Origin of the sequence: Klebsiella sp. JN_Kp126, assembly GCF_033843325.1 — a bacterium.
GTDB classification, from domain to species: domain Bacteria; phylum Pseudomonadota; class Gammaproteobacteria; order Enterobacterales; family Enterobacteriaceae; genus Klebsiella; species Klebsiella michiganensis.
This window is the reverse complement of the sequence record NZ_JAWXQV010000042.1, coordinates 94,098-118,773: the sequence shown is the minus strand read 5'-3', so window position 1 is coordinate 118,773 and position 24,676 is coordinate 94,098. Positions and strand designations below refer to the sequence as shown.

Below are 24,676 nucleotides of genomic sequence, written 5' to 3'. Positions count from 1 at the left end.
ATAATAATTCATAAGTATGTTGTAACTAAAGTGCGGCTTTTTTTAAAATTACTGCCCGTCGAGTCCGCGAATGGGCTTAATGGTTGACCACGACCGGCAGGATGGACAGTGCCAGTACAGCGTATGGGCGGTAAAGCCGCATTTCTGGCAGCGGTAGCGCGGCTTGCTGCGGACCTGCTCGCCCACCATGTGGCGCAGCACGCCCAGGCTCTCCTTCGCGCGCCCCTCTTCGGCTTCATTGATGTGGTAATCGATGAGCTTATGGAAAACGCGCATCGTCGGATGACGCTCCAGCTGGCGAGTCACGTAGTTTTGCGCGGCGTCAACCCCTTCCCGCTGTTCGAGGATCTGCGCCAGCATCAGATCGGCCGTCGCGCCGGTATTTTCCTCCGCGCAGCGGCGCAAAAATGCTTCCCACTCGTCGGTTTTCCCTAACTGCTGGTAACAGGTTTGCAGCATCTCCAGGGTTTCACCCACCAGCTCTTTATCCTGCTCAATCACCCGCTCCAGGCTCTCTACCGCCTTGGCATAGTCGCCCTTCTCCATCCATACCCGACCCATCATGATGGAGACGCGAGCGCTGTTGCGATCCGCCGCCGCGCCTTTTTTCAGCAGCGCCATCGCCTTATCCAGATCGTTGCCCGCCATTTGCTGCAGCGCCAGTTCACACCAGAAATTGGCGATTTCGCCGCGATGTTTCTCTTTCCCCAGCTTAACCAGACGCTCGGCCACTTCTATCGCCGACTGCCAGTCGCTGGTTGCCTGATAAATTTGCAGCAGCTGCTGCAGGGCGCTCAGGCGAAAATCCGTTTCATCCACCAGCTGTTTGAACATCCCCTCCGCCCGATCGTAGAGCCCGGCGGCCATATAATCGCGCCCCAGCTGCTGAACCGCCAGCAGGCGCTGGTCGTAAGTCAGCGAGGCGCTTTCCATTAAGCTCTGGTGGATGCGGATAGCGCGGTCAACTTCACCACGCGAGCGGAACAGGTTGCCCAGCGTCAGATGGGCTTCGACGGTGCCGGTATCCTCTTTCAGCATATCGAGGAACAGATCGACGGCTTTATCCTGCTGATTGCTCAGCAGGAAGTTGACCCCTGTAACGTAGTCACGCGACAGACGGCTCGCATCGTCCTGTTTGGACTGTTGTGCACTTCTGCGCCCCATGTACCAGCCATACGCTGCGGCAACGGGCAAAAGCAGAAACAACAACTCCAGCATAAATGATTATTCCTTCACCGCAGGAACACCGGCTTCCGCAGGCGTAGCGCTGGCTGGCGCGATCTGATGCTCCAGACGCTTAATTTTACGCTCAGCGCGCGCCAAAGAGACGCGAACGCGCAGCCAGAAAAGACCGCAGATCAGCCAGCCGATAGCAAAACCGGCAGCAAAAAGCACGGCCAGCAGCGTCGAAATACGGAACTCACCCTGCGCGAGGAGATAGTTGAACGTGACCACCTGGTCATTCTGCGCGCCCAGCGTCACTGAAATGACGAAGATGGCTAACACCAGTAAGAAAATAAGAAAATATTTCACATGACTTCCCGTTCTGTGGGTTGCGCGAAAAAATCCCGCGTTCAGCCCTATAAAGTACCATTTTCGCCGCAGCGGTGAAATGGAAATGCATGACACCAGTACAGGATATGCGGCCTGACAGGGGTAATATCAACATTATTCCGGCGCTGCCGCCCTTTTTTTAATATCCTGCGCCTCTTCTCCCGGCGGCGATAGCGGGCCGCAGAACCGCTGGGCAAGCCAGGTCGCCAGGGTCACCAGTAGCCAGGAAATCAGCGTTGCGACGATCAGATCCTGCGGCCAGTGCATGCCCAGCGCCAGGCGGCTGCCCATCACCGCCGTCGCCCACGTTAGCAGCAGCGCCAGGGTGACCCAGCGACGCCGCGGCCACAGCAAACCAACGCCGAGCAGCGCCCAGCTGGCAGCGAACATCGTATGGCCAGATGGGAAAGCGAAGCCGGTCTCTTTTTGCCAGTGCTTGCGCAAAAATCCGGGGATTTGCTGCTCTTGCGCCAGCTGCTCATGCACCAGTTTAGCGCGTTCTTTGCGTTTCAACGCGTAGAATTGCGTGACCGGCACCTGCTGCGTCTGCTCCAGCCAGATGACAAAGGGACGAGGCTCCTGGACGCGGCTTTTAATCCACGTCTTCATTCCCTGCCCAACCAGTATCGCTGCGGCCAGAATGAGAAACAGCATTATCGCCGCTCGCAGACGAAAACGCAGGCACCACAGAAACCAGGCGCATAAGATAACGTGCGTAATGATGCCCCATGGCTGCGTCACCGTTTCGGTCACCCAGTACAGCAGCTTCATCGTCCCTGCCGACAGCCCGGGATGCCATTTCCAGCCCGAAATCCAGATCGCTGCAGGCATGATTAATAACAGGGCCGCGCCAACGGCGGTTCGTCTGGCAATCAACAGCATCTCGTCTCCTTATTCATTAACCTCAATATCATAACGGAAAGTAGTTCGTTTGTGCGCTTTGCGCGCAGCTAACCCGACGCAATTAGGAGAACGTCGCGCCATTGTGGCAAAATAGCGGCAAACAGAAGCACAGTCAGGTGCTGATAGAATCTGGAGAATCACATGCAGCTTAAACGTGTGGCAGAAGCCAAACTGCCAACCCCATGGGGCGATTTTCTCATGGTGGGTTTTGAAGAACTGGCAACCGGGCAGGATCACGTCGCGCTGGTATTTGGCGATATTTCGGGGCAATCCCCGGTGCTGGCTCGCGTACACTCTGAGTGTTTAACGGGCGACGCCCTTTTTAGCCTGCGCTGTGATTGCGGATTTCAACTGGAAGCGGCGTTGTCGCATATTGCCGAAGAGGGGCGCGGCATTCTGCTGTATCACCGCCAGGAAGGGCGCAATATCGGTCTGCTGAACAAAATCCGCGCCTACGCGTTACAGGATCAAGGCTATGACACCGTGGAAGCCAACCATCAGCTGGGCTTTGCCGCCGATGAACGCGACTTCACGCTGTGCGCAGATATGTTTAAGCTGCTCAACGTCGACCAGGTACGCCTGTTGACCAACAACCCGAAGAAGGTCGAAATTCTGACTGAAGCGGGAATTAACATTGTGGAACGCGTGCCGCTGATTGTGGGACGCAACCCGAAAAATGCCCACTATCTGGATACTAAGGCTGCCAAAATGGGGCACCTGCTGAGCAAGTAATTCCGTTGAAAAATGAAGGGCCAGCCTGTGCTGGCCCTTTTTATATCAGACGCGGGTTTACAGCATATTGCGGATCACATAGTGCAAAATACCGTCGTTCTGATAGTAGGTCAGCTCAGTCGCGGTATCGATGCGGCAGCGGCATTCAATCACTTCCTGCCGGCCATCCGCACGCGTCAGCGTGACCGGCACCGTCATACCGGGCTGCAGAGCCTGCAGGTTGCTGATATCTATCCGCTCCTCGCCGCTCAGTCCCAGCGTTTTACGCGTCACCCCCTGCGGGAATTCCAGCGGTAAAATCCCCATTCCAATCAGGTTGGAGCGGTGGATACGCTCGAAAGACTCGGCAATCACCACCCTGACGCCGAGCAAACGCGGTCCTTTAGCCGCCCAGTCGCGGCTGGAGCCGGAACCGTACTCTTTGCCTGCGATCACCGCCAGCGGCGTGCCCTCCGCTTTGTAGAGCATAGCGGCATCGTAAATAGCGATAGGTTGACTATCCGGAAGATGACGGGTCATCCCCCCTTCCACGCCGGGGACCATTTCGTTACGAATACGAATATTGGCAAACGTCCCGCGCATCATCACCTCATGGTTGCCGCGACGGGAGCCGTAGGAGTTAAAATCAATGCGTTCGACGCCGTGATTTTGCAGATAACGGCCCGCGGGGCTATCGGCTTTAATGCTGCCCGCCGGGGAGATATGGTCGGTGGTAACCGAGTCGCCCAACATGGCCAGAATGCGCGCGCCGTGAATATCCTCTACCGGTTTAGGCTCAACGCCCATCTCATCAAAGAACGGCGACAGGCGAATGTAGGTGGAATCATCCTGCCAGTCGTAGGTATCAGAGCGATCCACTTTAATCGCCTTCCACTCGGCTGTCCCTTCAAACACTTCGGCGTACTCTTTACGGAACATCTCCGTTGAGACTTGCTCAACCGCCTGCGCGACTTCGATTCCGCTCGGCCAGATATCCTTCAGATATACCGGCTGACCATCTTTACCCGTCCCTAACGGCTCACGGGTCAGATCGAGATTCATATTCCCCGCCAGGGCGTAGGCGACCACCAGCGGCGGCGACGCCAGCCAGTTGGTTTTTACTAGCGGATGAATACGTCCTTCAAAGTTGCGGTTCCCGGAGAGCACAGCCCCGACGGTCAGATCGCCCTGCTTGATTGCGCGCTCGATCGGGTCCGGCAGCGGTCCGGAGTTACCGATACAGGTGGTACAGCCATAGCCGACCAGGTTGAAGCCCAGTTCATCAAGATACGGCGTCAGCTTTGCGTGGGCCAGATAGTCGGAAACGACCTTCGACCCGGGAGCCAGCGACGCTTTAACCCACGGCTGCGGCTTCAGCCCTCGCTCAACGGCTTTTTTGGCCAGCAAGCCGGCGGCCATCAGGACGCTGGGGTTCGACGTGTTAGTACAGGAGGTAATGGCGGCAATCACCACCGCACCGTCAGGCAGCGAATACTGCTGTCCGTTCAGCGTGTAGTCAATTGGCCGTTTATCTTTCTGCGCGTGATTAACTTCCAGCTCGGTGCTGGCGGCAAAGGCCTGGGGCACATCGCCGAGCGCTACGCGGTCCTGCGGGCGTTTCGGCCCGGCCAGGCTGGCTTCAACGGTTCCCATATCCAGCGCCAGCGTGCTGGTGAATACCGGTTCATCTCCGGGCTGACGCCACATGCCCTGCGCTTTCGCATAGGCTTCTACCAATGCCACCTGCTCTTCGCTGCGGCCGGTCAGGCGCATATAGTCAAGCGTTACCGCATCGATCGGGAAAAAGCCGCAGGTCGCGCCATACTCCGGGGACATATTGGCAATCGTCGCGCGGTCCGCCAGCGGCAGAGAATCGAGGCCATCGCCGTAGAATTCAACAAACTTACCCACAACGCCGTGTTTACGCAGCATTTGGGTGACCGTCAGGACCAGGTCCGTCGCGGTAATGCCTTCACGCAGCTTGCCGCTCAGCTTGAAGCCAACAACGTCCGGGATCAGCATGGAAACCGGCTGACCGAGCATGGCGGCTTCCGCTTCGATACCGCCGACGCCCCAGCCCAGAACGCCTAAACCGTTAATCATCGTGGTATGGGAATCGGTGCCGACCAGGGTGTCGGGGAAAGCCACCCACTCGCCGTTTTGCTGTTCGCTCCACACCGCCCGGCCAAGGTATTCGAGGTTTACCTGGTGGCAAATACCGGTACCCGGCGGTACTACGCTGAATCGGCTGAATGCCTGCTGCCCCCAGCGCAAAAAGACGTAGCGCTCATGGTTGCGCTCCATCTCAAGCCGGACGTTCTCTTCAAAAGCATCATCGTCACCAAAACGGTCTACGGTGACCGAGTGGTCAATCACCAGGTCGACGGGCGAAAGCGGGTTCACTTTGGCGGTATCGCCGCCCAGGCGTTTGACCGCTTCGCGCATCGCCGCCAGGTCCACCACGGCAGGAACCCCGGTAAAGTCCTGCATCAGGACGCGCGCCGGACGGTAGGCAATCTCCCTGTCGGCATGGGCATGCTTCAGCCATCCGGCCAGGGCATGAATATCTTCGGCGGTCACGGAATCGCCGTCCTGCCAGCGCAGCAGGTTTTCCAGTAGCACTTTGAGCGATTTGGGCAAGCGCGAGAGATCGCCCAGTTGTTTAGCGGCCAGCGGTAAGCTGTAGTAATGCCAGGTTTTATCTTTAACCTGGAGCGTATCCTTACTGGCTGCTCGTAGGGTTGACGACATAGCTCCTCCTTTACCTTAGGGATAGCATCCCCTGATCCTCCTCAGGGTCATTATTAAAGATAACACATCTTTGATGTAACATTTTGATAACAACCCAAATTGCTAAAATAGGCGTAACGCATTAAGACAGGAAATTTGAATAATGAGGGCGGATATATTGAGAGGGATTGAAGAAGTCAGGTTTGCGTCGGCGAGCGCGTCGTATTAGTACACGAGTACAAAGAAAGACTAATCGCCATTATTCTGGCGATTAGTCCAATAGAGAAAATTTATCGAGCGAGTCTAAAAAGGGAAAAATTATATCCTCCTTATTACCGCTATTTTATCAGATACAAATAATTCTCAATAATTCACTTGTCATAAAACTGACATAACTGCTGTGACTGGAAGGTGCTCTAGCTTAGTAACCAAACGTTGCAGACAACCAGAGCAATGACGCTCCAGAACATCGCAAGCCCAAGGATAACGGCGCTCCAGGCCTTACTTCTCAAAACTGGATCTATCTCAGTCTTGTCACGTTCCTGTGACATCGCAAACTTCATATAATCGATATCACTAATCATTTTTTCACCACCAATCGCTAAGAATTACTAACCACAGATAAATCTTAATTATGGATTGACTATTAATCCAGTGAATTCGCTTTTCAGCAGATATCTTTCATCATTAATTTGATCGCGGCAGGTATATTTGCAAATGTGGTACGAGGAGTTAACAAAAATTGTGATTCAGACGAGGTTTAGATATTCCATTTCAGGCCATTATAGGCTTTGGCATCCCCGAGAGGATGCCATTATTTTTTCTGTGGTTATTTTTCCGGTAATTTAATATCTTTGAACATCGCTTCAATATCTTCATTTGAGCGCAAAGCAACGGCGGTATCGACCACATCCCGGGTCAGATGCGGCGCAAATCGCTGAATAAAATCATACATATAGCTTCGCAAGAAGGTACTGCGACGGAAACCTATTTTCGTGGTGCTGTGGCTGAAAATACCATTGGCGTCCAGCTTCACCAGGTCCGGGTCGGAAACCGGATCCACCGCCATACTGGCAATTACCCCTACCCCAAGGCCCAGACGCACGTAGGTTTTAATCACATCGGCGTCGGTGGCGGTGAAAACGATGCGCGGCGTTAAGCCGGCGCGATTAAAGGCGGTATCCAGCTCGGAGCGGCCGGTGAAGCCGAAGGTGTAAGTCACCAGCGGATACTGCGCCAGCTCCTCAATCGATACCGACTCTCGCGACGCCAGCGGATGCTCTGGCGTGACGACCACGGAGCGGTTCCAGTGGTAGCACGGCAGCATCACCAAATCATCATAAAGATGAAGCGCTTCGGTCGCGATAGCGAAGTCAGCATTGCCTTTCGACACCGCCTCGGCGATTTGCGTTGGCGACCCCTGATGCATGTGCAAGGAGACGCGGGGATAGCGTTCGATAAAGCCTTTGATAACGCCCGGTAGCGCGTAGCGGGCCTGGGTGTGGGTAGTTGCTACGTACAGCGACCCCTTATCAGGCCAGGTATGCTCCCCCGCTACCGATTTGATCGCATCGACCTTCGACAGGACCTCGCGAGCGATGCGTATGATCTCCTGGCCTGCGGGCGTGACCTGGGTCAAATGTTTGCCGCTGCGGGCGAAAATCTGAATTCCCAGCTCATCCTCCAGCATGCGAACCTGCTTGCTGATGCCCGGCTGTGAGGTGTACAGGCCTTCGGCCGTGGAGGAGACGTTCAGATTATGGTTAACAACCTCAACGATATAGCGGAGCTGCTGTAGTTTCATGGCTGATATCCGATAGCACGTAAAATAAACCCGCTTAATACATTTTACGCTCAGGTCACTTGGCGGTGGACGGGCTAGCCCGAACCTCCCTGCGACTCGCCGTGTTGGCGCCACAACGTATCCTGATGACGGTGATGTATAAGACGATAAGATAATAAAAAAGGGATTAGCTATAACCACTATATCATTTATATCTACAGTGTATAGATACTAACAAAAAATAATAAGGCGGTTATAAGGAGAGAGGAGGAACAGAGTAATATCTTGGATATCAACAACATGTGATGTCAAAAAAGGGCCGCGACGCGGCCCTTTTATCAGATGATAGCAGTTACTTCTTTGCTTCAGTCCATTTGCCATCTATATAGAAAGCTGACCAGCCGGTGGCTTTGCCATCTTTCTCTGAGGCAACGTACTGCTGCTTAGTTTTACGGCTAAAACGCACCATCGTTTTGTTGCCTTCCGGATCCTGCTGCGGCGCATCGGCCAGATAGCGCAGCTTCTCCGCCAGGCGGTCGCGGAAGCGGTACAGCTCTTCCACGAGCGGCGCGCGGGTTTCGCGCGATTTCGGGAAGGTGTTGGCGGCCAGGAAGACGCCCGCCGCGCCATCGCGCAGAACAAAGTAAGCGTCCGATTTCTCGCACGGCAGCTCCGGCAGCGGCACCGGATCTTCTTTCGGCGGCGCCACTTCCCCGTTACGCAGGATCTTACGGGTGTTTTTACACTCGTCGTTGGTGCAGGCCATATACTTACCAAAACGCCCCATCTTCAGGTGCATTTCGGAGCCACATTTTTCACACTCAACGATCGGGCCGTCATAGCCCTTGATGCGGAACTCGCCCTCTTCGATCTCGTAGCCATCGCAGGTCGGGTTATTACCGCAGACGTGCAGCTTGCGCTTCGGATCGATGAGGTAGCTGTCCATCGCCGTGCCGCATTTTTTACAGCGGCGTTTAGCGCGCAGCGCGTTGGTTTCAGCGTCATCGCCTTCCAGCACGTTGAGCACTTCGTTTTCCGGCACCAGGTTAATGGTGGTTTTACAGCGCTCTTTTGGCGACAGCGCGTAGCCCGAGCAGCCGAGGAATACGCCGGTGCTGGCGGTACGGATCCCCATCTTGCGCCCGCAGGTTGGGCAGTCGATGGTGGTCAGCACCATTGGGTTCGGCTGCATGCCGCCCTCTTCCGGATCTTTCTCTGCCGTCTGCAGCTGCGAGGTAAAGTCTCCGAAGAAGCTGTCGAGGACCTGCTTCCACTCGGCCTGATGGTTAGCCACCTGGTCGAGGCGGTCTTCCATCTGCGCGGTGAAATCATAGTTCATCAGATCGCGGAAGTTCTCTTCCAGACGATCGGTGACGATTTCGCCCATCTTTTCCGCATAGAAGCGGCGGTTTTCCACCCGCACGTAGCCGCGATCCTGAATGGTCGAAATGATCGACGCATAGGTGGACGGACGACCGATGCCGCGTTTTTCCAGCTCTTTAACCAGCGAAGCCTCGCTAAAACGCGCCGGCGGCTTGGTAAAGTGCTGCGCAGGGGTCAGCTCGACCAGGCTCAGGCTGTCGCCCTTATTGACCATCGGTAAAGTACGGTCTTCATCGCCTTTACGCAGAGCTGGCATTACTTTGGTCCAGCCGTCAAAGCGCAGCGTACGCCCGCGGGCTTTCAGTTTGAAATCGCCGGCTTTCACCGTCAGCGTGGTGGAGTCGTACTGCGCAGGCGTCATCTGACAGGCGACAAACTGGCGCCAGATCAGCTGATACAGTTTCTGCGCATCAGATTCCATATCTTTTAACGTTTCGGCCAGCACGTTGACGTCGGATGGACGAATCGCCTCGTGCGCTTCCTGCGAGTTTTCTTTGCTGGCGTACTGATTCGCGCTCTCCGGCAGATATTTCTTACCGAAGTTGTCGCCAATGTAGCCGCGCACCATGCTCAGCGCGTCCTGGCTCAGGTTCGTCGAGTCGGTACGCATATAGGTAATGTGGCCCGCTTCGTAGAGACGCTGCGCCATCATCATGGTTTTCTTCACGCCGAAGCCAAGACGCGTGCTGGCGGCCTGCTGCAGCGTGGAGGTGATAAACGGCGCGCCCGGCTTGCTGCTGGTCGGCTTATCTTCACGCTCCAGCACGCTGTAGCTGGCTTTCTCAAGCAGCGCGACCGCCGCCATGGTTTCATCACGGTTTACCGGACGGAACGGCTTATCGCCGTTATGCGTGACCTGCAGCGGTAACGCATCGCCGCCAGGGGTCGTGGTGCTGGCGTCAACTTCCCAGTACTCTTCCGGAACGAACGCTTTAATTTCGCGCTCGCGCTCGACCACCAGACGCACCGCAACCGACTGGACGCGGCCTGCTGACAGACCGCGGGCAATTTTTTTCCACAGCAGTGGAGAGACCATGTAGCCCACCACGCGATCCATAAAACGGCGCGCCTGCTGAGCGTTGACACGGTCAATATTCAGTTCGCCCGGCTTTTCGAAAGCCTGACGAATCGCATTCTTCGTGATCTCGTTGAACACCACGCGGCTATAGCGCTGTTCATCACCGCCGATAACTTCCCGCAGGTGCCATGCGATGGCTTCCCCTTCGCGGTCAAGGTCGGTTGCGAGATAGATGTGGTCAGCTTTTTCCGCCAACTGTTTGAGTTCAGAAACGACCTTTTCTTTACCCGGGAGTATTTCATAGTGCGCATTCCAGTCATGCCACGGGTCCACGCCCATACGGTTGACCAGAGCGCCGCGTTCATCCTTCTTAGGCTTTTTAGCCCCTTTGGTGGAGGTAGAGTCGGCGCTCTTTTTGGAAGCTGAGCCACTGGTCGGCAAATCGCGGATATGACCGACGCTGGACTTAACCACGTAGTCATTACCCAGATACTTATTGATCGTTTTGGCTTTTGCCGGGGACTCAACGATAACGAGAGCTTTACCCATATTCACCTTTACCTAATTTGATTCATCCAGGAATACATCGCACATTGATTCACCATCCACTGGCGACACGTCACAACCTATGTTGCGTCGTTATCGATGGATATCAACCCCTTGCACCGGTTTCGCATCCATAAAACCAGATAGCTGAGTTTGCTGGCTTTTTCTCGCCAGGCGACATAGCACGAATAATTTTTGGCCGAATGTCAAGCAAATCTGTTGCCAGATCGCTGAAAGCGTCACACTGTACCTGATAAAATTCGTTACGCAACTTTATTAGCATGCAAAAGCAAATCCCGCCACTAAACTGATGTTTATTAGGCTTCTGCGATTACCCCTGCAAGATCAATGGAAAATTTGCCCCTCGCCGCCGCGCGGCGTAGACTAGCCGCGAAGAAACACAGGAGGCATTTATGCAAGGTACAACCCAACCCATCGATCGCCAGACGCTTCTGGAAAAAGCCAACAAACTCATTCGCGAACATGAAGATACGTTAGCCGGGATCGAGGCCACCGACGTCGTTCAGCGTAACGGCGTGCTGGTGTTCAGCGGCGAGTTCTATCTTGACGAGCAGGGTCTGCCAACGGCGAAGAGTACGGCGGTATTTAATATGTTTAAATACCTCGCACACGAGCTGTCTGATAAGTACCACCTGGCGGAATAACCGCTGCCTGCAGGGCTATGACAACAACGCGAGGCCGAAGCCTCGCGTTGTTTGTTTACATCAGCGGCTTTTGCCCGCGCTGCCACCAGCGCAGCAGAAGTTTATCGGCGCTTTCCGCCGCGCTGCCGGTAAACCGCTCGAGCATTTTCTTACGCTGCTGATAGCGCACGCTGATAACCTCGTGCTTATCCATCAGCCCCAGCAGAAGTTCATCGCTGGTTTCCACCGCGTCCACAAGGCCTTTTTCCAGCGCCTGAACGCCGTACCAGTGTTCACCCGTCGCTACCTGCTCGATATCCAGCCCGGGGCGCATCTGATGGACAAAATCTTTGAATAGCCGATGAGTATCGTTGAGGTCTTCGCGAAATTTCTGCCGCCCTTCTTCGGTATTTTCACCCAGCATCGTCAGGGTGCGTTTGTACTGCCCGGCCGTATGCAGCTCAATGTCGATATCTTTATTTTTCAGGAAGCGATTGATGTTGGGAATTTGCGCCACAACGCCAATAGAGCCCAGGATAGCAAAGGGTGCACTGACGATTTTGTTCGCCACGCAGGCCATCATATAGCCGCCGCTGGCCGCGACTTTATCGACCGCGACCGTTAACGGGATCTGCTTGTCGCGCAGGCGCTGCAGCTGTGAAGCCGCCAGGCCGTAACCGTGAACCACGCCGCCTGGGCTTTCAAGGCGAATGACGACCTGGTCGCGCGCTTTTGCCGCCGCCAGAACGGCGGTTATTTCTTCGCGCAGGCTGCTGACTTCATGGGCATCCATACTGCCTTTAAAATCCAGCACCCAGACGCGCGGTTTGACGTCCGGCTCCGGTGTGCCGAGCTTCGCCCGCGCCTTTGACGCCTTTGCTTCCTGCTTGAGCTTTTTCTTTTGCGCTTTATGCCACAGCTTCTGCTGCGGCCCATCGAGCAACGAAACCGCCAGCTCTTCCTTCATCTCCTTATATTGCTCGCTAAGATTGGTGACCCGCAGCTCGCCGCGCTGTTTTTTGCGCTGAGTCAGGTTAACAATAATGGCGACGATAACCGCAATTGCGACAACGATGGTCGCGATTTTGGCCAAAAACAGGCCATATTGAGCAAGTAATTCCACGTTTTCACCTTGTGTAAACCGCTGACGTTGGCGCACAGTGTACATCAGCCGTCGGCGAGAAGTCTTTGTGCTTTGTGTCGCACGCGAGGCGCCTTCCTGTTTTTTTCAGCGACGATGAAATCGTTGCAAGATATTAATTCCGCGAAGAGTTTCCGCTTCGCCGATTGCAATAGCGGGCGCTTTCAGGCATAAAGCGCAAAAGTGAGATACCGAACAGCAAGCGCGATCGTCAGCAGATCGCCCGAGGAGTCGCCGTGCACTATCAACCGCAACGTCACCTGTTACAGGACCGCATCATCCTGGTTACCGGCGCCAGCGACGGCATTGGCCGTGAAGCCGCCCTGACCTATTCCCGCTATAGCGCCAGCGTTATCCTGGTCGGCCGCAACGAAGAAAAGCTGCGCAGCGTCGCGCACGAAATTCAGCAGGCGGGCGGCATTCCCGCCCGCTGGTTTACTCTCGACCTGTTAACCTGCACGCCGCAGGAGTGCCAGCAGCTGGCGCAGAAAATAGCCATCCACTACCCGCGCCTCGACGGGGTGCTGCACAACGCGGGTCTGTTGGGCGACGTGTGCCCGATGGATCAACAAAAGCCGGAAGTATGGCAGCAGGTGATGCAGGTGAACGTGAACGGCACCTTTATGCTCACCCAGGCGCTGCTTCCTTTATTACTTAAATCCGAATCGGGTTCGCTGGTCTTTACCTCTTCCAGCGTCGGCCGCCAGGGACGCGCGAACTGGGGCGCGTACGCCGCGTCGAAATTCGCCACCGAGGGCATGATGCAGGTGCTGGCCGAGGAGTATCAGAACCGTCATCTGCGGGTCAACTGCATTAACCCAGGCGGCACCCGCACCAAAATGCGCGCCAATGCGTTCCCGACGGAAGATCCGCAAAAATTGAAAACCCCCGCTGATATCATGCCGGTTTACCTGTGGCTGATGGGCGACGACAGTCGTCGCAAAACGGGAATGACCTTTGACGCCCAGCCGGGCCGCAAACCAGGAATCGCACAATGAGTGATGAACGCCACCGCGAACGCCAGCAGCGGGTAAAAGATAAAGTTGACGCTCGCGTCGCCGCCGCGCAGGAAGAGCGCGGCATCGTGATCGTCTTTACCGGCAACGGTAAAGGCAAAACCACCGCCGCTTTTGGCACCGTCACCCGCGCCGTCGGCCACGGTAAAAAAGCCGCCGTCGTGCAGTTTATTAAAGGTACCTGGCCAAACGGCGAGCGCAACCTGCTTGAGCCGCACGGCGTTGAGTTTCAGGTGATGGCGACCGGTTTTACCTGGAATACGCAGGATCGCGAAAGCGACACCGCCGCCTGCCTCGCGGTCTGGGAGCACGGGCGCCGCATGCTGGCTGATGAAAGCCTCGACCTCGTTTTGCTGGACGAGCTAACCTACATGGTGGCTTATGATTACCTGCCGCTGGAAGAGGTGCTTACCGCGCTGCGCAACCGCCCGGCGCACCAGACGGTGATTATTACCGGCCGCGGCTGCCACCGTGAGATTACCGAACTGGCCGATACCGTCAGCGAGCTGCGCCCGGTGAAGCACGCCTTTGACGCCGGAATCAAAGCGCAGATGGGGATCGACTACTAGCCGCCAGCCGCTCGAGCAACGCATGATTCAGCGGCAGGCACAGGCAATCCTCCCCCAGCGCCAGTTCGCTTTCGCGCATATTTTGCCGCGAGACGAAGCGCTTGCGGTATTCGGTTGGCGTGACGCCGCAGTATTTATTAAAGGCGGCGATCAGATACTTGTGTTCCTGAAAGCCGCAGCTGTGGCTAATCTCCGTGATCGGGGTGCGGGTATCGCGCAGCAGGGTGCGGGCTTTATTTAGCCGCACCAGCGTCAGATACTCTTTAAAATTATACCGGCTCACCTTTTTGAACAGCCGCGAGAACCAGGAGTAGCTCATCCCGCTATGGCAGGCGACCTCGCTCAGCGTCAGCGGCTGATCAAAGTGTTGATTGATAAAATCAATGCCTTTTTTGATCATCGCCTCGTCGCGCAGCGAGCTTTCGGCGCGCCGCGTCGGCTTTCCGGCGGAGACGACCGCATCCAGCAGCAGATAAATCGCCGCGATACGCTGAAATGGCGCGTGGTTATCAATCAGCTGTTCCAGTAGCCTCGCCAGCCGCTGGCGTACCTCGCTGTCCGCCGGAGAGTAAGGTCGTCCGCAGGTACTCCAGTCCAGCTGCGGCGAGGGATGAAGTTCATCAAACAGGCCGGGGGAAAACTGTACGGTGAGCAGCTGGCTGCCCGCCTCCTCGGCGCTCAGCGAATGGACCTCTTCGGCATTGATATACAGCATGTCTCCCTGCGCCAGCTCCAGGCTTTGCTGGCCGACGACGAGGGTAAATCGCCCCGCCAGCACGGTAATCAGCTCCGGAGCCGGATGCCAGTGAGGCTCGCAGTAGCGAACCTCCGCGGCAAACACGTTCAGCTTCTCCGCGTCAAAGGCAATCAGCTCGTAGCCGCTGTTCGCCGTTTGTCGTCCGCTCTGGGTGACCGAGCGAGGGTGAGTCACTGAAAAAGGAAACATGCGCACTCTCCTGTCATTGGCAATGATGAGCGCCGGCCAGCACGGCGTTAAGCTCGTCGCGTTCGATATCCAGCGCCAGGAATTCGGTCAGCGCAATCAGCAGCCCGCAGAACAGATCCGGCGCCAGGCGAATCAGTTTTTCACGCACCTGCTCCGCCGGCATCTGGCTCTTATCGGCAATCAGCTTCACTACGCGGGCAAAGGCCTCCGGCTGCTGGATCAGCTGTTGTAGAGAGTTATCATCGCGCAGCGGGACGTACCGCTGCGGACAATCTACCTCAATCTCCGCGATCAACGGCAGATCCCGTGATGAGGCGCCGACGCGAACCTGCCAGATGCCCGGCGTCACGACCCAATCACCCAGGCCCGGATGATAGCAGGCCAGCTCGCCAATGGGCAGCTGCAGGCTCACGCGACGGGTCTCTCCGGCGGCCAGCGCCACTTTGCTGAACGCTTTTAATGACTGCACTTCGCGAATCAGCTCCCCCTTCGGCGCGCTAACGTACAGCTGGACGATCTCTTTGCCCGCATACTCTCCGCAGTTGGTCAGGTCGAACGACACGGTAAGCGTCTCGCCTGCGCCTGCACGGCGGGCTGACAGCGCGATATTATCGTACGCAAACCGGGTATAGCTTAAGCCAAAGCCAAACGGAAACTGCGGCGTCATACGACGTTTATCATAATAGCGATAGCCGACAAAAAGCCCTTCTCCGTAATGATGACGCAGGTTTTCGCCCGGATAGTGCAGCCAGGCCGGCGTTTCCTCCAGGGAATTAGGTACCGTTACCGTCAGTTTGCCGCAGGGGTTACGCTGGCCGAAGAGGATTTCCGCCACCGCGCGCCCCATCCCTTGCCCGGCAAAGAACGTTTCCAGCAGCGCTTTGCACTCGCCGAGCCACGGCATCACCACCGCATCGCTATTCGCCAGCACCACCACGATATTCGGCTGGACCGTCGCCACTTCGCGAATCAACCGTTCGTGTACCGGCAGAATATGCAGATCCTGACGATCGCCGTTTTCGCCATCTTCACCTACGGCGGTGCTGACGAAGATCACCGCCACGTCGGCCTCCTGCGCGACGCGGCAGGCCTGCGCCAGCGCCTGTTCATCGCAGCGCAGATCGTCCGGCGCGCCCACGGCCCAGGAGACGCTGAAGTCATCGCCGGCGAGGTCAAAAATTTCATCCAGCGGCCGATCGAGCAGATACGGCACCGTGGTCGCGCATCCGGACCCCTGGATCACCGGCTCCTGAGCCGGTTTACCCAGCACCGCGACGCGCGGCGTTTTCTCCGGACGCAGCGGCAGCAGATTATCTTCATTTTTCAGCAAGACAATGGATTCACCGGCAAGCCGCTGCGCCAGCGCGTGGTGCGCCGTAAAATCGGCTCGCGTTTGCGGGCGGCGATGGCGCTGGACCTTGTCGAGCAGTTCCAGCATGCGGAGACAGGCGCGGTCCACCACCGCCATCGGCACCTCTCCGGCTTCAATCGCCGCCAGCAGAGTTTGTTTATCGCGGCGGGTTTCGGGCATCGCCAGATCGTTACCCGCCATCAGCGATGCGGGGCGATCTTTAATACCGTACCAGTCGGACATCACCAGCCCTTCATATCCCCACTCATCGCGCAAAACCTGAGTGAGCAAAAACGGATCCTGGGAGGTTTGCACGCCGTTAAGACGATTGTAGGAAGACATCACCGTCCACGGCCGGGATTTCGCAATCGCGCGCTGGAAACCCGCCAGATAGATTTCCCGCAGCGCCCGTTCTTCAATAATCGAATCCATTTCCGTGCGGCGGTACTCCGAGTTGTTCGCCGCAAAGTGTTTCAGGCTGGCACCAACCCCCTCCTGCTGCAGGCCGTTGATCAGCGCAGCGGCAATATCGCCGCTGACCACCGGGTCTTCGGCGTAATATTCATAGCCTCGCCCGGCCAGCGGCGTACGGCGAATGTTAATCCCCGGCCCGAGCAGAATCCCGACGCCCATTTGCTGACACTCCCGCCCCAGCGCTTCCCCCATCTGATGCACCAGCTCCACGTCCCAGCTGCAGGCCAGGCTGGAACCATTAGGAAAGCAGGTCGCCGGTAGCGAAGTGCTGAATAGCGCCTCACTCCCCCCTTTCGCGGCGGGCTCTTCCGCGCTGGCCTGGTCTGCGGTTTGGGTGATGACCGAGATAAAATCATCCATGCTCCACTTTTCCCGGCCATCAATCTGCGCGCTGCTGTAGCGCACGCCGTAGGTGCCGTCGGTCATAATGATATCTTCGATACCGTGCTGCGGCAGCGAGGCCGTCCGCCACAGGCCGCTGCCGGTCAGCAGCGCCACTTTTTCTTCCGCGCTCATCGCGGCGAGGGTGGTGTTAAAATCGTTATTCATCTCTCTGGCTCCCTGAGGTTAAAGCGCGTTCTGTTTGCGTAGGCTGATTTTTTGCACAATATCGCGATAGGTTTTTTCATCCAGCGAATAGCAGGCGACAAACAGTGCGCTGAGCGCAAACATCGCGCCGGGAAATAGCGTCATCAGTACGTTAATGCCGTTAATCGCGCTGGCGGTAATGTTGCCCGCGTCATAGTGGTAATAGTCCAGCATCCAGCCCGCACAGCCGCCGCCAATGGCCATCGCTATTTTGGTGATGAAATTAAAGAAACCGTAAATTGCGCCTTCGGTGCGCACCCCATGGTGCCACTCGGCATATTCCACGGTATCGGCAATCATTGACCACATTGAAACAAAACCCATCCCCAGCGTAATACTGTACAGACACACGCCGGTCATGATCAGCCAGATATTGTCGCCAGCGATAAAATATTGCATCAGTACGCCCGCAATGCCGATCAACAGCGCCACCAGCGTCATTTTCTTTTTACCTATCAACGCAATGATTTTTTCCGAAATAACGGTACCGACAATATAAGCCGCCGACTGAATCATAAAGAAGGTGGAAGTAAAACCTTCGCTACCAATTATATATTTGATAAAGTAAATAGCGATCGCCATCCACACGGTATAGGCAATATAAAAAAGACGGTGAACATAGAGAGGTTAATTAGCGGCGCGTTGCCTGCCACCGCCTTCAACATTTCCCGCAGCGTTGGCGCCGGGGTCTCTTCCTCTTCTTCACCAACGCGCTCTTTGGTCATCCCGAAGCAGGCAAGGAACAAAAACGTCGCCAGCAGCGCAAAGCAAGAGACGGCGAAGACGTACCCCAGCTGTTTATCGCTAAACGGGGAAATCAGCCTGTCCGCGGTCGTGGACACAATCAGATAGCCAACAATCGCCAGGACAAACCGGTATACCGACAGCGATGAGCGGGAGGCTTCATGCTGGGTTAAACGGTTGGTCAGCGCCGAATAAGGCGTATTTACCGCCGTATAGGCCAGGCAATAAATAGTATAGGAAATCAGTGCGAAGTAGAATTTCGCCTCACCGCCGAAAGGCACAAAGCAGAGCACCGTTAAGAAGCCGAGCGGAATTGAACCATACAACAACCAGGGTCGAAGCTTACCGTAGCGGCTGTGGGTTTTATCGATGGCAAAACCAATCAGAATATTAAATGCCGCATCAACCACGCGGGCAATAACAAAGATCAGGCTCGCCTGTACGGCGCTAATGCCGTAAATATTGGTATAGAAAAAAAGTAAAAACAGAGAAACGAAGCCGAAGGATAAATTAGAGGCGAAATCGCCAAAACCATACCCTATTTTTTCTTTAACGCCGATAACCACATAGCTTGCCGAAAGTTTTCCTGCTGTTTCCATTTTAGGCTACCTGTTAATGTAATCAGTGGCCTCAGTATATGGCGTCGCCTGGCGCACCGCTTTGCGTTATTTGTCCGGGCATTTCCTGTTTTTTGTCTTTATGCAGAAGTGTGAAAGGAGTCACAGGAGGGAGAATTCCGGCGGTGACCGCCGGAACTGGAATAATTAACCGTTACCGTTATTACGGCTGCTGGAACGACGGTTGTTATTATTATTGCTCACCTGGCTGTGGCGCTTAACCGCGCGGCGAATCTGATTCGCCTTCATGCGACGGCGATCCTTTTCGACGGCGACCTTAGAGGTGGTTTCCGGCGTAAGCTCAACCAGTTCGCGCAGGTAGTTGGTTTGCGCCAGGTCCAGCTCGGTGTAGCCGCCGCGCGGCAGGCCTTTCGGCAGCAGAATATCGCCGTAGCGCACGCGGATCAGGCGGCTGACCTGTACGCCAACGGCTTCCCACAGGCGGCGAACTTCGCGGTTACGGCCTTCGGTCAGCGTGACGTTGTACCACTGGTTAATCCCTTCGCCACCGGTAAACTTGATGGTTTTGAACGCCGCCGGGCCGTCTTCCAACTGCACGCCGCGCGAGAGTTGGCGCAGCTTGTCATCATCTATCTGGCCAAATACGCGCACCGCGTATTCACGTTCCACTTCGCGGCTCGGGTGCATCAGGCGGTTCGCCAGTTCACCGTCGGTGGTAAACAGCAGCAGGCCGCAGGTGTTGACGTCAAGACGACCGACGGCAATCCAGCGCGCGCCGCGCAGCTTTGGCAGACGATCGAACACCGTCGGTCGCCCTTCCGGGTCGTTACGGGTACAGAGTTCGCCTTCCGGCTTGTAGTAAGCCAGCACGCGACAAATCTGTTCCGCAGACTCTTTCACCGAAATCAGATGACCGTCGATGCGAATTTTTAAACCCGGGACAATTTCAACGCGATCGCCAAGCGTGGCGATTTTGCCATCGACGCTGACGCGGCCAGCTTCGATTTTGGCTTCGATTTCACGGCGGGAGCCGTGGCCAGCGCGGGCCAGCACTTTTTGTAATTTCTCGCTCATTGAGCTTCCTTAAGGTGTCGCCTTCCCAGGCGTCGGGATATTTTATATAAACCTATATAAATCAATGCGTTAGCACATTTCATTGCATGCTATTATACGCACTTTTCACCAGTTTGTAACCCAGTTTGTTGTACAGTGCATAGGTTTAAACAAGTTTAGCTCTAACTCGAATTTTAGACATGAAAAAGGGGCGTAATGCCCCTCTCTTATTTATTAAACGATGGTGTCACCGTGTCAGAGCTGGCTTTAGCCTTGCTTGATGGCCCTTTTTGTTTAACTGTTCCACCTACGTTTTTATTTCCTTGCGTCTTTGTAGCAATAACATTAGTTTCAGCGTAACTTACCAGGCGCACTTGTTCAAACTCCAGATCAAATTGCATAGCGTGCTCAGATTTATAATCATAGGAAATCCCTGTAAGGATAACATTCTCATACACCTTATGTTCTGTTATTAGGATAATAGGCTGTCTTGCTTCGAAGATTTGATCTAAATAGGTGATAGCTTGACTAATACGAGTACCATTCACCCCAGCACTGTATAATAAATCTCTAACAGCTCTGATTGGTGTTTCAGTGATCATTCCTGATAGTTTAAATGTGTTATTTCTGATTTGCACATGATCAGATACATTAGCTCCACTTTCTACAGGATAGCTCGTCACATCGGCTTGTCTGCGTATTCCTGTAGATGGCGTGCTATCAAATGTTAGAGCCTGATAGCTCTGTATATAGCTATCCGACGCTGTATTATACAAGCTGGACAGAATACAAAAACCATTCTGCCCTTTATCTGTAGTGGTAGTGTTTGTGTTTGATGTATTGTTTATTGTTGCCATTATTATTATATTCCATGCAGGGAGTATTAGCCCCCTGTTGAAGATTGTCCACTTGCTATAGATAAAACAAGACGCTGATTAGCCTGAGCTATTTTCTGATCCACAGTAGCATTTAGCATATTTCCAAAGGTTGGATCAGGAGCAATATTGAGGGTAATCATCCCCTCCGGTAGGTTATTCTGTAGCACCACAGGAGCCACTACAGGCGCTTGTGTAGGCGTAGCGGTAGCTGTTGCACTCTGTTTCAGCATAGAGACAGGAGAATAGCTGCCATCTTTGTTAGACGAATAACTGGTAACATCCCTGGCATCGCTTGTGCCATACCACCACCCGCGCAACGTATCAAACACATTAGGCTCATGTGTGCCGTCTGCTTTAGGCTGAGTTGCCCCGTAGGCATTAGCTACAGGATTGCTTCCAGGAGCTACAGGAGCGCTTGTAGTGCCGTAGTGCTGGCTCACTGCCTCTTTGGTAGTGTTGTCCCCGTTTAATAGCGTCAGCTTGCCGTTAATCCACGCTGTTAATCTCATTAATCCATCAACAACATCGCCAGCGGCTTTTCCTACGCCTTTAAAGAACGGGAGAGCATCTTGCATAGCCTGCTTAAATTCTTTCATTGTTTCAGGGTCAATCTCTGACATAAACCCTTCGAAGAATGCCAGCTTCTGGCTATCGGATAGAATACTCATTTCCTGATTGAATTTACGATATGCTACGAGCTGGTCTTGTTGTTCCTTATCCAACCATTGCCCGTTACGCTTGAGCACGTCCACCTGATCAGTGAGCGCCTTACCACCATTCATAAAGGCTTTGGCGTAAAGCCCGAGATCATCCCCGAGGTCTTCGAGATTGTGCAAAATTTCCTGTTCACTCAATCCCTTAGATTGCATTGTGTTGGTGTATGAAGAGACAAAACCAAACGGATTTTTAGCCCATTCTTTAAGCTGTTCAGGCGTATACCCCATGTTCAAAGCAGTGTTAATGCCTGTTGGTGCTCCTGTCCATTCACCTTGTTTATTACGTTTCGCATTCAGCGCACCGTCTGCGAGTTTCTCGGACACATCTTTTGCTACATCAAGGTTTTTTCTGGCTCCCTGCGTACCGATACCGGAATCAATCCCGTTAGCTTGTGCAAACTGGCCTAACGATTGCAATAAGTTATAATCCACATTACCTAAACGTGCTCTAGCTACAATCTCGCTTCTTTCCTCCTGAGAGGAAATAGCATCCTTGCCCCAATTATATGCGCCATAAGCAGCAGCGCCCACGCCAGCGCCAGCTAATACACGAGAGCCAAGCCCCATAATACTACCTGTAATAATACCATTACCCGGCATATTGCCAGCCACTTTAGCGTAATTAGGAGAAGCGGCTTGTTTACGTTGAGCGTTAATACGTCTGTAACTCTGTTGTAAACGTTTAATCTCGCTGTTTTGGCGTTGTAGGCTGATTGTTCCGTCAGCATATGCTTTAGTGATTTTACTAGCCTGTAATGCAGCTTGTGTTAATTCAATATTGGTGAGGTGTTGCATTGATTTAAAGCTGGAAGCGGTATCCAATAGCTTCAATTCAGCCCGTTCACGGCGCTGTGCTGCTCTTGCGGCCTCTTTCGCGGTCTGAGCTTCTGCACGGGCTTGCGCCTTTGCTGCACGCTCTGCTTCACGTTGGCTATTATCCCGGGGCTTAGAGGCGGCTTTAGAGGCCTTCTCTACCGTTTTCTGAGCCTGTTTCATGTTTTGATTAAAACGTTTGAAATTAAGCTTGGGGTCTTGCAGCTTTTCAAAAGCTTTTCGTAGTCCCTCTACTGTAGACATAGCCTCTTTAAGACTATTTTTATCGACCACAAAAGAAACCGTAGATTTGATGGAAGCTACATTAATATCTAACGACATTATTCGCCCCCTTTAGCTAATAGTTCTCTAATAGCTGTGTCTACATCCTGCCCTCTGTGAATACGTTGTTTCAGTGCGGGATAGCTAATGTCGAGCATCTCAGCCAGAGCTTTTATTTTAATTAAATCTGTAGCATTACTGGCATCAAGGGCGATATGAATATCGTGTGATTTGAGTATTAATTTCATTTGGTTTTCTCCATAGAAAACAAAAAAGCCTGACAGAAACCCCGGAGATTTGCGCTCTCATGTGTCGGAATCCCTATCAGGCCTATATTTTTATTTATTGTATTATTCAGTAACGCTACCGAAAATAATCGCTTCTGGAATATTCACGATCGGGAGATAGCTACATTCCGTTGCTACAGCGGGGTATCCCCAACGCTGATCAACTGTAACGTATTGATGATACAGATTTGCATCCTTCCCTTGTGTCGCATGGCGAACACCAACACCAGAGTGAAGAACATAAGCGTTAGATTCAGGAGTCATTACAGGAATACTCACGAACGAATCAACACCAATACGATCAGTAATCAGAGAGTATCCGGTTACATCGATCACGGTTACGCCGTTTAGCGTCCAGGTTTCAAAAGCAGGGTTTGCACCTTTAGTACGGGTGTAGAAGTTATCGCCTTGCTCAAGCGGCAGGGTATAGACCATGAAATCCTTCACGGATGGATGGTAACGCAGTGCTACGGCAGCTTTGCCCGAGGCAAGGATCACTACGCCCTGTTTAGCTTGTGCAAGCCCTGAGCCTAGTTTCACGTTCTGGATTCGTCCGATCTCGCTTAATTGCTGGAATACGTTAGCACTGGCGCTAATATCCATTGTATACGTGGTTTTGCTACCACCTGCGAGGAAATCTAAATCTCCCTGTCCTGCATATTGTGACTGCACACGGAGCCCTAATAATGCCTCTACGAGGTCAACCTCTACAGTGTTACTCACCTGCGCGTACTGTGCATCGCTGAAATCATTGATAGCTAATGCAATCTGATCACCCTGATCCATAACACCACGCTGGCGATATTGCTCTAGATCTCGACTACTCACCTCGTTCAGAGAATTTGTATATTTTTGCTGGTACAATACGGAGCTATATTCAGGACGTGAGGCAGAGTTCCAATCTGAATGGGCGTAGGGCATCTTTTCAGGTGCTACAAGATTTTTAATATCGGTAATCTTATCTAGGGCAATGCTGTTAACACTGTGATGTTCAACCTTGAACAATGATAGATTACTAACGATTTGGTTGATCTGGGTACTAAATGTGAATGGACTGGCAAAATCATACATATTGCCAGAAAAAATATCTGTGTATGCCATTATTATTATATTCCTATTAAGAGGTGCGTAGTGCTAAAGTGCCATAATCGGCAAATGTAAACCCTTTGTTTGCAAGGGCAATCAAAACCGCTGTTTCATCGAGATTACGGAATTCAATCCCCGCTTTAGCGAGAATAACATGATGCGGGTCAGCCACTACGAAAGCTTTTTTACCTGCAAGCACTGGTTCTACCACTACGTATTCAATCACATCAACCGAGGTTGCAAGGTTGCCGTTACTATCGACCAAATCACCGACGATTAAGGAATCGGGGATTCCTGCATCTACGCGAATGAGTTTATCCTGAAGTACAGCATCCGAGGCATACGAAATTACTTTATATCGTGCATGGCTGTTATCACCATTCAGAGTTTGAAATGTTCCAAATTGCATTGGTTATTGTCCTTTTGCTAATTGTTTTAATAGTTCCTGAAGCCCTTTAGATGATTTATCATTCGTGGGCGTTTCAGCAGAAAACTTAGTGATTAACATATCCACCTCATCTATAGAGACGTCTAACGATTTAGCAATAAATGTTTTCTGCTCTACGCTGAGATTTTTAAAATCGTCTTGCATTTTCTGGATTTTATGTTTTTCGGGCTGGTTCATTAGAAGCATTGCATGCCTCCTTTTTTATATTTATAAAACACCTGTATTTACTCTCGTAAAAATAAATATAGCTATTTTTGATAGAAAAAGCCGGGCATTACTCCGGCTTTGTACAGGAATCCCATTACGATAGCTCTTAGGAGGTGCATCTCATAACGGAGTGATTTTACATGCCAGCTATTATCATAGCTCCCTAGCGAACTAGTTATAAGAACAATATGATAATAGTTAAATAAAATCACAGGGAAATAACCTTC

General features: G+C 53.4%; 21 protein-coding genes and 1 pseudogene. 4 read left to right on the top strand and 18 right to left on the bottom strand.

From position 1 onward, the window contains the following. Positions 1 to 48 precede the first annotated feature (48 nt). The 3 genes from lapB to pgpB form a co-directional block, all read right to left on the bottom strand. A complete protein-coding gene (lapB, locus tag SIK97_RS03470) occupies positions 49 to 1,218 on the bottom strand; it encodes a lipopolysaccharide assembly protein LapB (RefSeq protein WP_004850164.1) in 1,170 nt (389 codons plus the stop codon). Positions 1,219 to 1,224: 6 nt separating this feature from the next. After that, the gene (locus SIK97_RS03465; protein ID WP_014229014.1) at positions 1,225 to 1,533 is read right to left on the bottom strand and encodes a LapA family protein; all 309 of its coding nucleotides are present in this window, start codon (positions 1,531 to 1,533) and stop codon (positions 1,225 to 1,227) included. A 135-nt stretch (positions 1,534 to 1,668) separates the two neighbouring features. After that, entirely contained in the window at positions 1,669 to 2,436 is a 768-nt protein-coding gene (gene pgpB / locus SIK97_RS03460) for a phosphatidylglycerophosphatase B (RefSeq protein WP_004850159.1), read from the bottom strand. A 162-nt stretch (positions 2,437 to 2,598) separates the two neighbouring features. Between pgpB and ribA the strand changes: the two genes are divergently transcribed. Continuing rightward, positions 2,599 to 3,189: a GTP cyclohydrolase II gene (gene ribA, locus SIK97_RS03455; RefSeq protein ID WP_004121245.1), complete on the top strand. Its 591-nt coding sequence runs from the start codon at positions 2,599 to 2,601 to the stop codon at positions 3,187 to 3,189. A gap of 57 nt (positions 3,190 to 3,246) precedes the next feature. On the opposite strand, the gene acnA is transcribed toward ribA, so the two are convergent. From acnA to topA, 4 genes are all read right to left on the bottom strand, one after another. Then, positions 3,247 to 5,919, bottom strand: a complete 2,673-nt coding sequence (gene acnA, locus SIK97_RS03450) for an aconitate hydratase AcnA (RefSeq protein WP_025106987.1) — start codon at positions 5,917 to 5,919, stop codon at positions 3,247 to 3,249. Between the two features lie 395 nt (positions 5,920 to 6,314). Further along, a complete protein-coding gene (locus SIK97_RS03445) occupies positions 6,315 to 6,482 on the bottom strand; it encodes a YmiA family putative membrane protein (protein ID WP_004121247.1) in 168 nt (55 codons plus the stop codon). Positions 6,483 to 6,727: 245 nt separating this feature from the next. Continuing rightward, positions 6,728 to 7,702: an HTH-type transcriptional regulator CysB gene (gene cysB / locus SIK97_RS03440; RefSeq protein WP_004121248.1), complete on the bottom strand. Its 975-nt coding sequence runs from the start codon at positions 7,700 to 7,702 to the stop codon at positions 6,728 to 6,730. A gap of 331 nt (positions 7,703 to 8,033) precedes the next feature. Further along, positions 8,034 to 10,631, bottom strand: coding sequence for a type I DNA topoisomerase (gene topA / locus SIK97_RS03435; RefSeq protein WP_014229012.1), 2,598 nt, complete (start codon positions 10,629 to 10,631; stop codon positions 8,034 to 8,036). Positions 10,632 to 11,041: 410 nt separating this feature from the next. Between topA and SIK97_RS03430 the strand changes: the two genes are divergently transcribed. Beyond that, positions 11,042 to 11,293 (top strand): YciN family protein, encoded by a 252-nt coding sequence (locus SIK97_RS03430; protein ID WP_032749442.1) that lies wholly within the window; start codon positions 11,042 to 11,044, stop codon positions 11,291 to 11,293. A 55-nt stretch (positions 11,294 to 11,348) separates the two neighbouring features. On the opposite strand, the gene sohB is transcribed toward SIK97_RS03430, so the two are convergent. Beyond that, the gene (gene sohB / locus SIK97_RS03425) at positions 11,349 to 12,395 is read right to left on the bottom strand and encodes a protease SohB (protein ID WP_025106986.1); all 1,047 of its coding nucleotides are present in this window, start codon (positions 12,393 to 12,395) and stop codon (positions 11,349 to 11,351) included. 254 nt (positions 12,396 to 12,649) lie between these two features. On the opposite strand from sohB, the gene SIK97_RS03420 reads away from it, so the two are divergent. Together SIK97_RS03420 and cobO are read left to right on the top strand one after the other, a co-directional pair. After that, complete coding sequence (locus tag SIK97_RS03420) at positions 12,650 to 13,411, top strand: YciK family oxidoreductase (RefSeq protein ID WP_014229011.1); 762 nt, start codon at positions 12,650 to 12,652, stop codon at positions 13,409 to 13,411. Then, the gene (cobO, locus tag SIK97_RS03415; protein ID WP_004850148.1) at positions 13,408 to 13,998 is read left to right on the top strand and encodes a cob(I)yrinic acid a,c-diamide adenosyltransferase; all 591 of its coding nucleotides are present in this window, start codon (positions 13,408 to 13,410) and stop codon (positions 13,996 to 13,998) included. Before SIK97_RS03420 ends, cobO begins: the two co-directional genes overlap by 4 nt. On the opposite strand, the gene SIK97_RS03410 is transcribed toward cobO, so the two are convergent. From SIK97_RS03410 to SIK97_RS03365, 10 genes and pseudogenes are all read right to left on the bottom strand, one after another. Next, positions 13,970 to 14,944 (bottom strand): helix-turn-helix transcriptional regulator, encoded by a 975-nt coding sequence (locus SIK97_RS03410; RefSeq protein ID WP_032692731.1) that lies wholly within the window; start codon positions 14,942 to 14,944, stop codon positions 13,970 to 13,972. The genes cobO and SIK97_RS03410 overlap by 29 nt on opposite strands. Positions 14,945 to 14,957: 13 nt before the next feature. Further along, positions 14,958 to 17,318, bottom strand: a complete 2,361-nt coding sequence (locus tag SIK97_RS03405; protein WP_032749451.1) for a beta-glucosidase family protein — start codon at positions 17,316 to 17,318, stop codon at positions 14,958 to 14,960. Between the two features lie 18 nt (positions 17,319 to 17,336). After that, positions 17,337 to 18,700, bottom strand: a pseudogene (locus tag SIK97_RS03400) (MFS transporter). A 165-nt stretch (positions 18,701 to 18,865) separates the two neighbouring features. Then, a complete protein-coding gene (gene rluB / locus SIK97_RS03395; protein ID WP_004121268.1) occupies positions 18,866 to 19,753 on the bottom strand; it encodes a 23S rRNA pseudouridine(2605) synthase RluB in 888 nt (295 codons plus the stop codon). Positions 19,754 to 19,959: 206 nt separating this feature from the next. Continuing rightward, the gene (locus tag SIK97_RS03390; protein WP_057174149.1) at positions 19,960 to 20,589 is read right to left on the bottom strand and encodes a phage baseplate protein; all 630 of its coding nucleotides are present in this window, start codon (positions 20,587 to 20,589) and stop codon (positions 19,960 to 19,962) included. 26 nt (positions 20,590 to 20,615) lie between these two features. Beyond that, positions 20,616 to 22,481 carry a hypothetical protein gene (locus SIK97_RS03385; RefSeq protein ID WP_239692907.1) on the bottom strand — a complete coding sequence of 622 codons (1,866 nt, stop codon included), beginning with the start codon at positions 22,479 to 22,481 and terminating at the stop codon, positions 20,616 to 20,618. Beyond that, the gene (locus SIK97_RS03380) at positions 22,481 to 22,669 is read right to left on the bottom strand and encodes a hypothetical protein (protein ID WP_057174150.1); all 189 of its coding nucleotides are present in this window, start codon (positions 22,667 to 22,669) and stop codon (positions 22,481 to 22,483) included. The genes SIK97_RS03385 and SIK97_RS03380 overlap by 1 nt, the downstream gene beginning before the upstream one ends. Before the next feature lie 102 nt (positions 22,670 to 22,771). After that, positions 22,772 to 23,809, bottom strand: coding sequence for a major capsid protein E (locus SIK97_RS03375; protein ID WP_319610923.1), 1,038 nt, complete (start codon positions 23,807 to 23,809; stop codon positions 22,772 to 22,774). Between the two features lie 16 nt (positions 23,810 to 23,825). Beyond that, the gene (locus SIK97_RS03370) at positions 23,826 to 24,203 is read right to left on the bottom strand and encodes a hypothetical protein (RefSeq protein ID WP_057174207.1); all 378 of its coding nucleotides are present in this window, start codon (positions 24,201 to 24,203) and stop codon (positions 23,826 to 23,828) included. Positions 24,204 to 24,206: 3 nt separating this feature from the next. Next, on the bottom strand, positions 24,207 to 24,428 hold the full coding sequence (locus SIK97_RS03365; protein WP_057174206.1) for a hypothetical protein: 222 nt from the start codon (positions 24,426 to 24,428) through the stop codon (positions 24,207 to 24,209). Positions 24,429 to 24,676 lie beyond the last annotated feature (248 nt).

What these genes read in the sequence shown, in the direction of transcription:
- cobO (WP_004850148.1), top strand. Translation starts at nt 13,408, where the DNA reads ATGAGTGATGAACGCCACCGCGAACGCCAGCAGCGGGTAAAAGATAAA.
- SIK97_RS03370 (WP_057174207.1), bottom strand. Translation starts at nt 24,203, where the DNA reads ATGCAATTTGGAACATTTCAAACTCTGAATGGTGATAACAGCCATGCA.
- cysB (WP_004121248.1), bottom strand. Translation starts at nt 7,702, where the DNA reads ATGAAACTACAGCAGCTCCGCTATATCGTTGAGGTTGTTAACCATAAT.
- acnA (WP_025106987.1), bottom strand. Translation starts at nt 5,919, where the DNA reads ATGTCGTCAACCCTACGAGCAGCCAGTAAGGATACGCTCCAGGTTAAA.
- SIK97_RS03445 (WP_004121247.1), bottom strand. Translation starts at nt 6,482, where the DNA reads ATGATTAGTGATATCGATTATATGAAGTTTGCGATGTCACAGGAACGT.
- SIK97_RS03405 (WP_032749451.1), bottom strand. Translation starts at nt 17,318, where the DNA reads ATGAATAACGATTTTAACACCACCCTCGCCGCGATGAGCGCGGAAGAA.
- pgpB (WP_004850159.1), bottom strand. Translation starts at nt 2,436, where the DNA reads ATGCTGTTGATTGCCAGACGAACCGCCGTTGGCGCGGCCCTGTTATTA.
- rluB (WP_004121268.1), bottom strand. Translation starts at nt 19,753, where the DNA reads ATGAGCGAGAAATTACAAAAAGTGCTGGCCCGCGCTGGCCACGGCTCC.
- lapB (WP_004850164.1), bottom strand. Translation starts at nt 1,218, where the DNA reads ATGCTGGAGTTGTTGTTTCTGCTTTTGCCCGTTGCCGCAGCGTATGGC.
- SIK97_RS03375 (WP_319610923.1), bottom strand. Translation starts at nt 23,809, where the DNA reads ATGGCATACACAGATATTTTTTCTGGCAATATGTATGATTTTGCCAGT.
- SIK97_RS03390 (WP_057174149.1), bottom strand. Translation starts at nt 20,589, where the DNA reads ATGGCAACAATAAACAATACATCAAACACAAACACTACCACTACAGAT.
- topA (WP_014229012.1), bottom strand. Translation starts at nt 10,631, where the DNA reads ATGGGTAAAGCTCTCGTTATCGTTGAGTCCCCGGCAAAAGCCAAAACG.
- SIK97_RS03385 (WP_239692907.1), bottom strand. Translation starts at nt 22,481, where the DNA reads ATGTCGTTAGATATTAATGTAGCTTCCATCAAATCTACGGTTTCTTTT.
- SIK97_RS03380 (WP_057174150.1), bottom strand. Translation starts at nt 22,669, where the DNA reads ATGAAATTAATACTCAAATCACACGATATTCATATCGCCCTTGATGCC.
- ribA (WP_004121245.1), top strand. Translation starts at nt 2,599, where the DNA reads ATGCAGCTTAAACGTGTGGCAGAAGCCAAACTGCCAACCCCATGGGGC.
- SIK97_RS03410 (WP_032692731.1), bottom strand. Translation starts at nt 14,944, where the DNA reads ATGTTTCCTTTTTCAGTGACTCACCCTCGCTCGGTCACCCAGAGCGGA.
- SIK97_RS03365 (WP_057174206.1), bottom strand. Translation starts at nt 24,428, where the DNA reads ATGCTTCTAATGAACCAGCCCGAAAAACATAAAATCCAGAAAATGCAA.
- SIK97_RS03430 (WP_032749442.1), top strand. Translation starts at nt 11,042, where the DNA reads ATGCAAGGTACAACCCAACCCATCGATCGCCAGACGCTTCTGGAAAAA.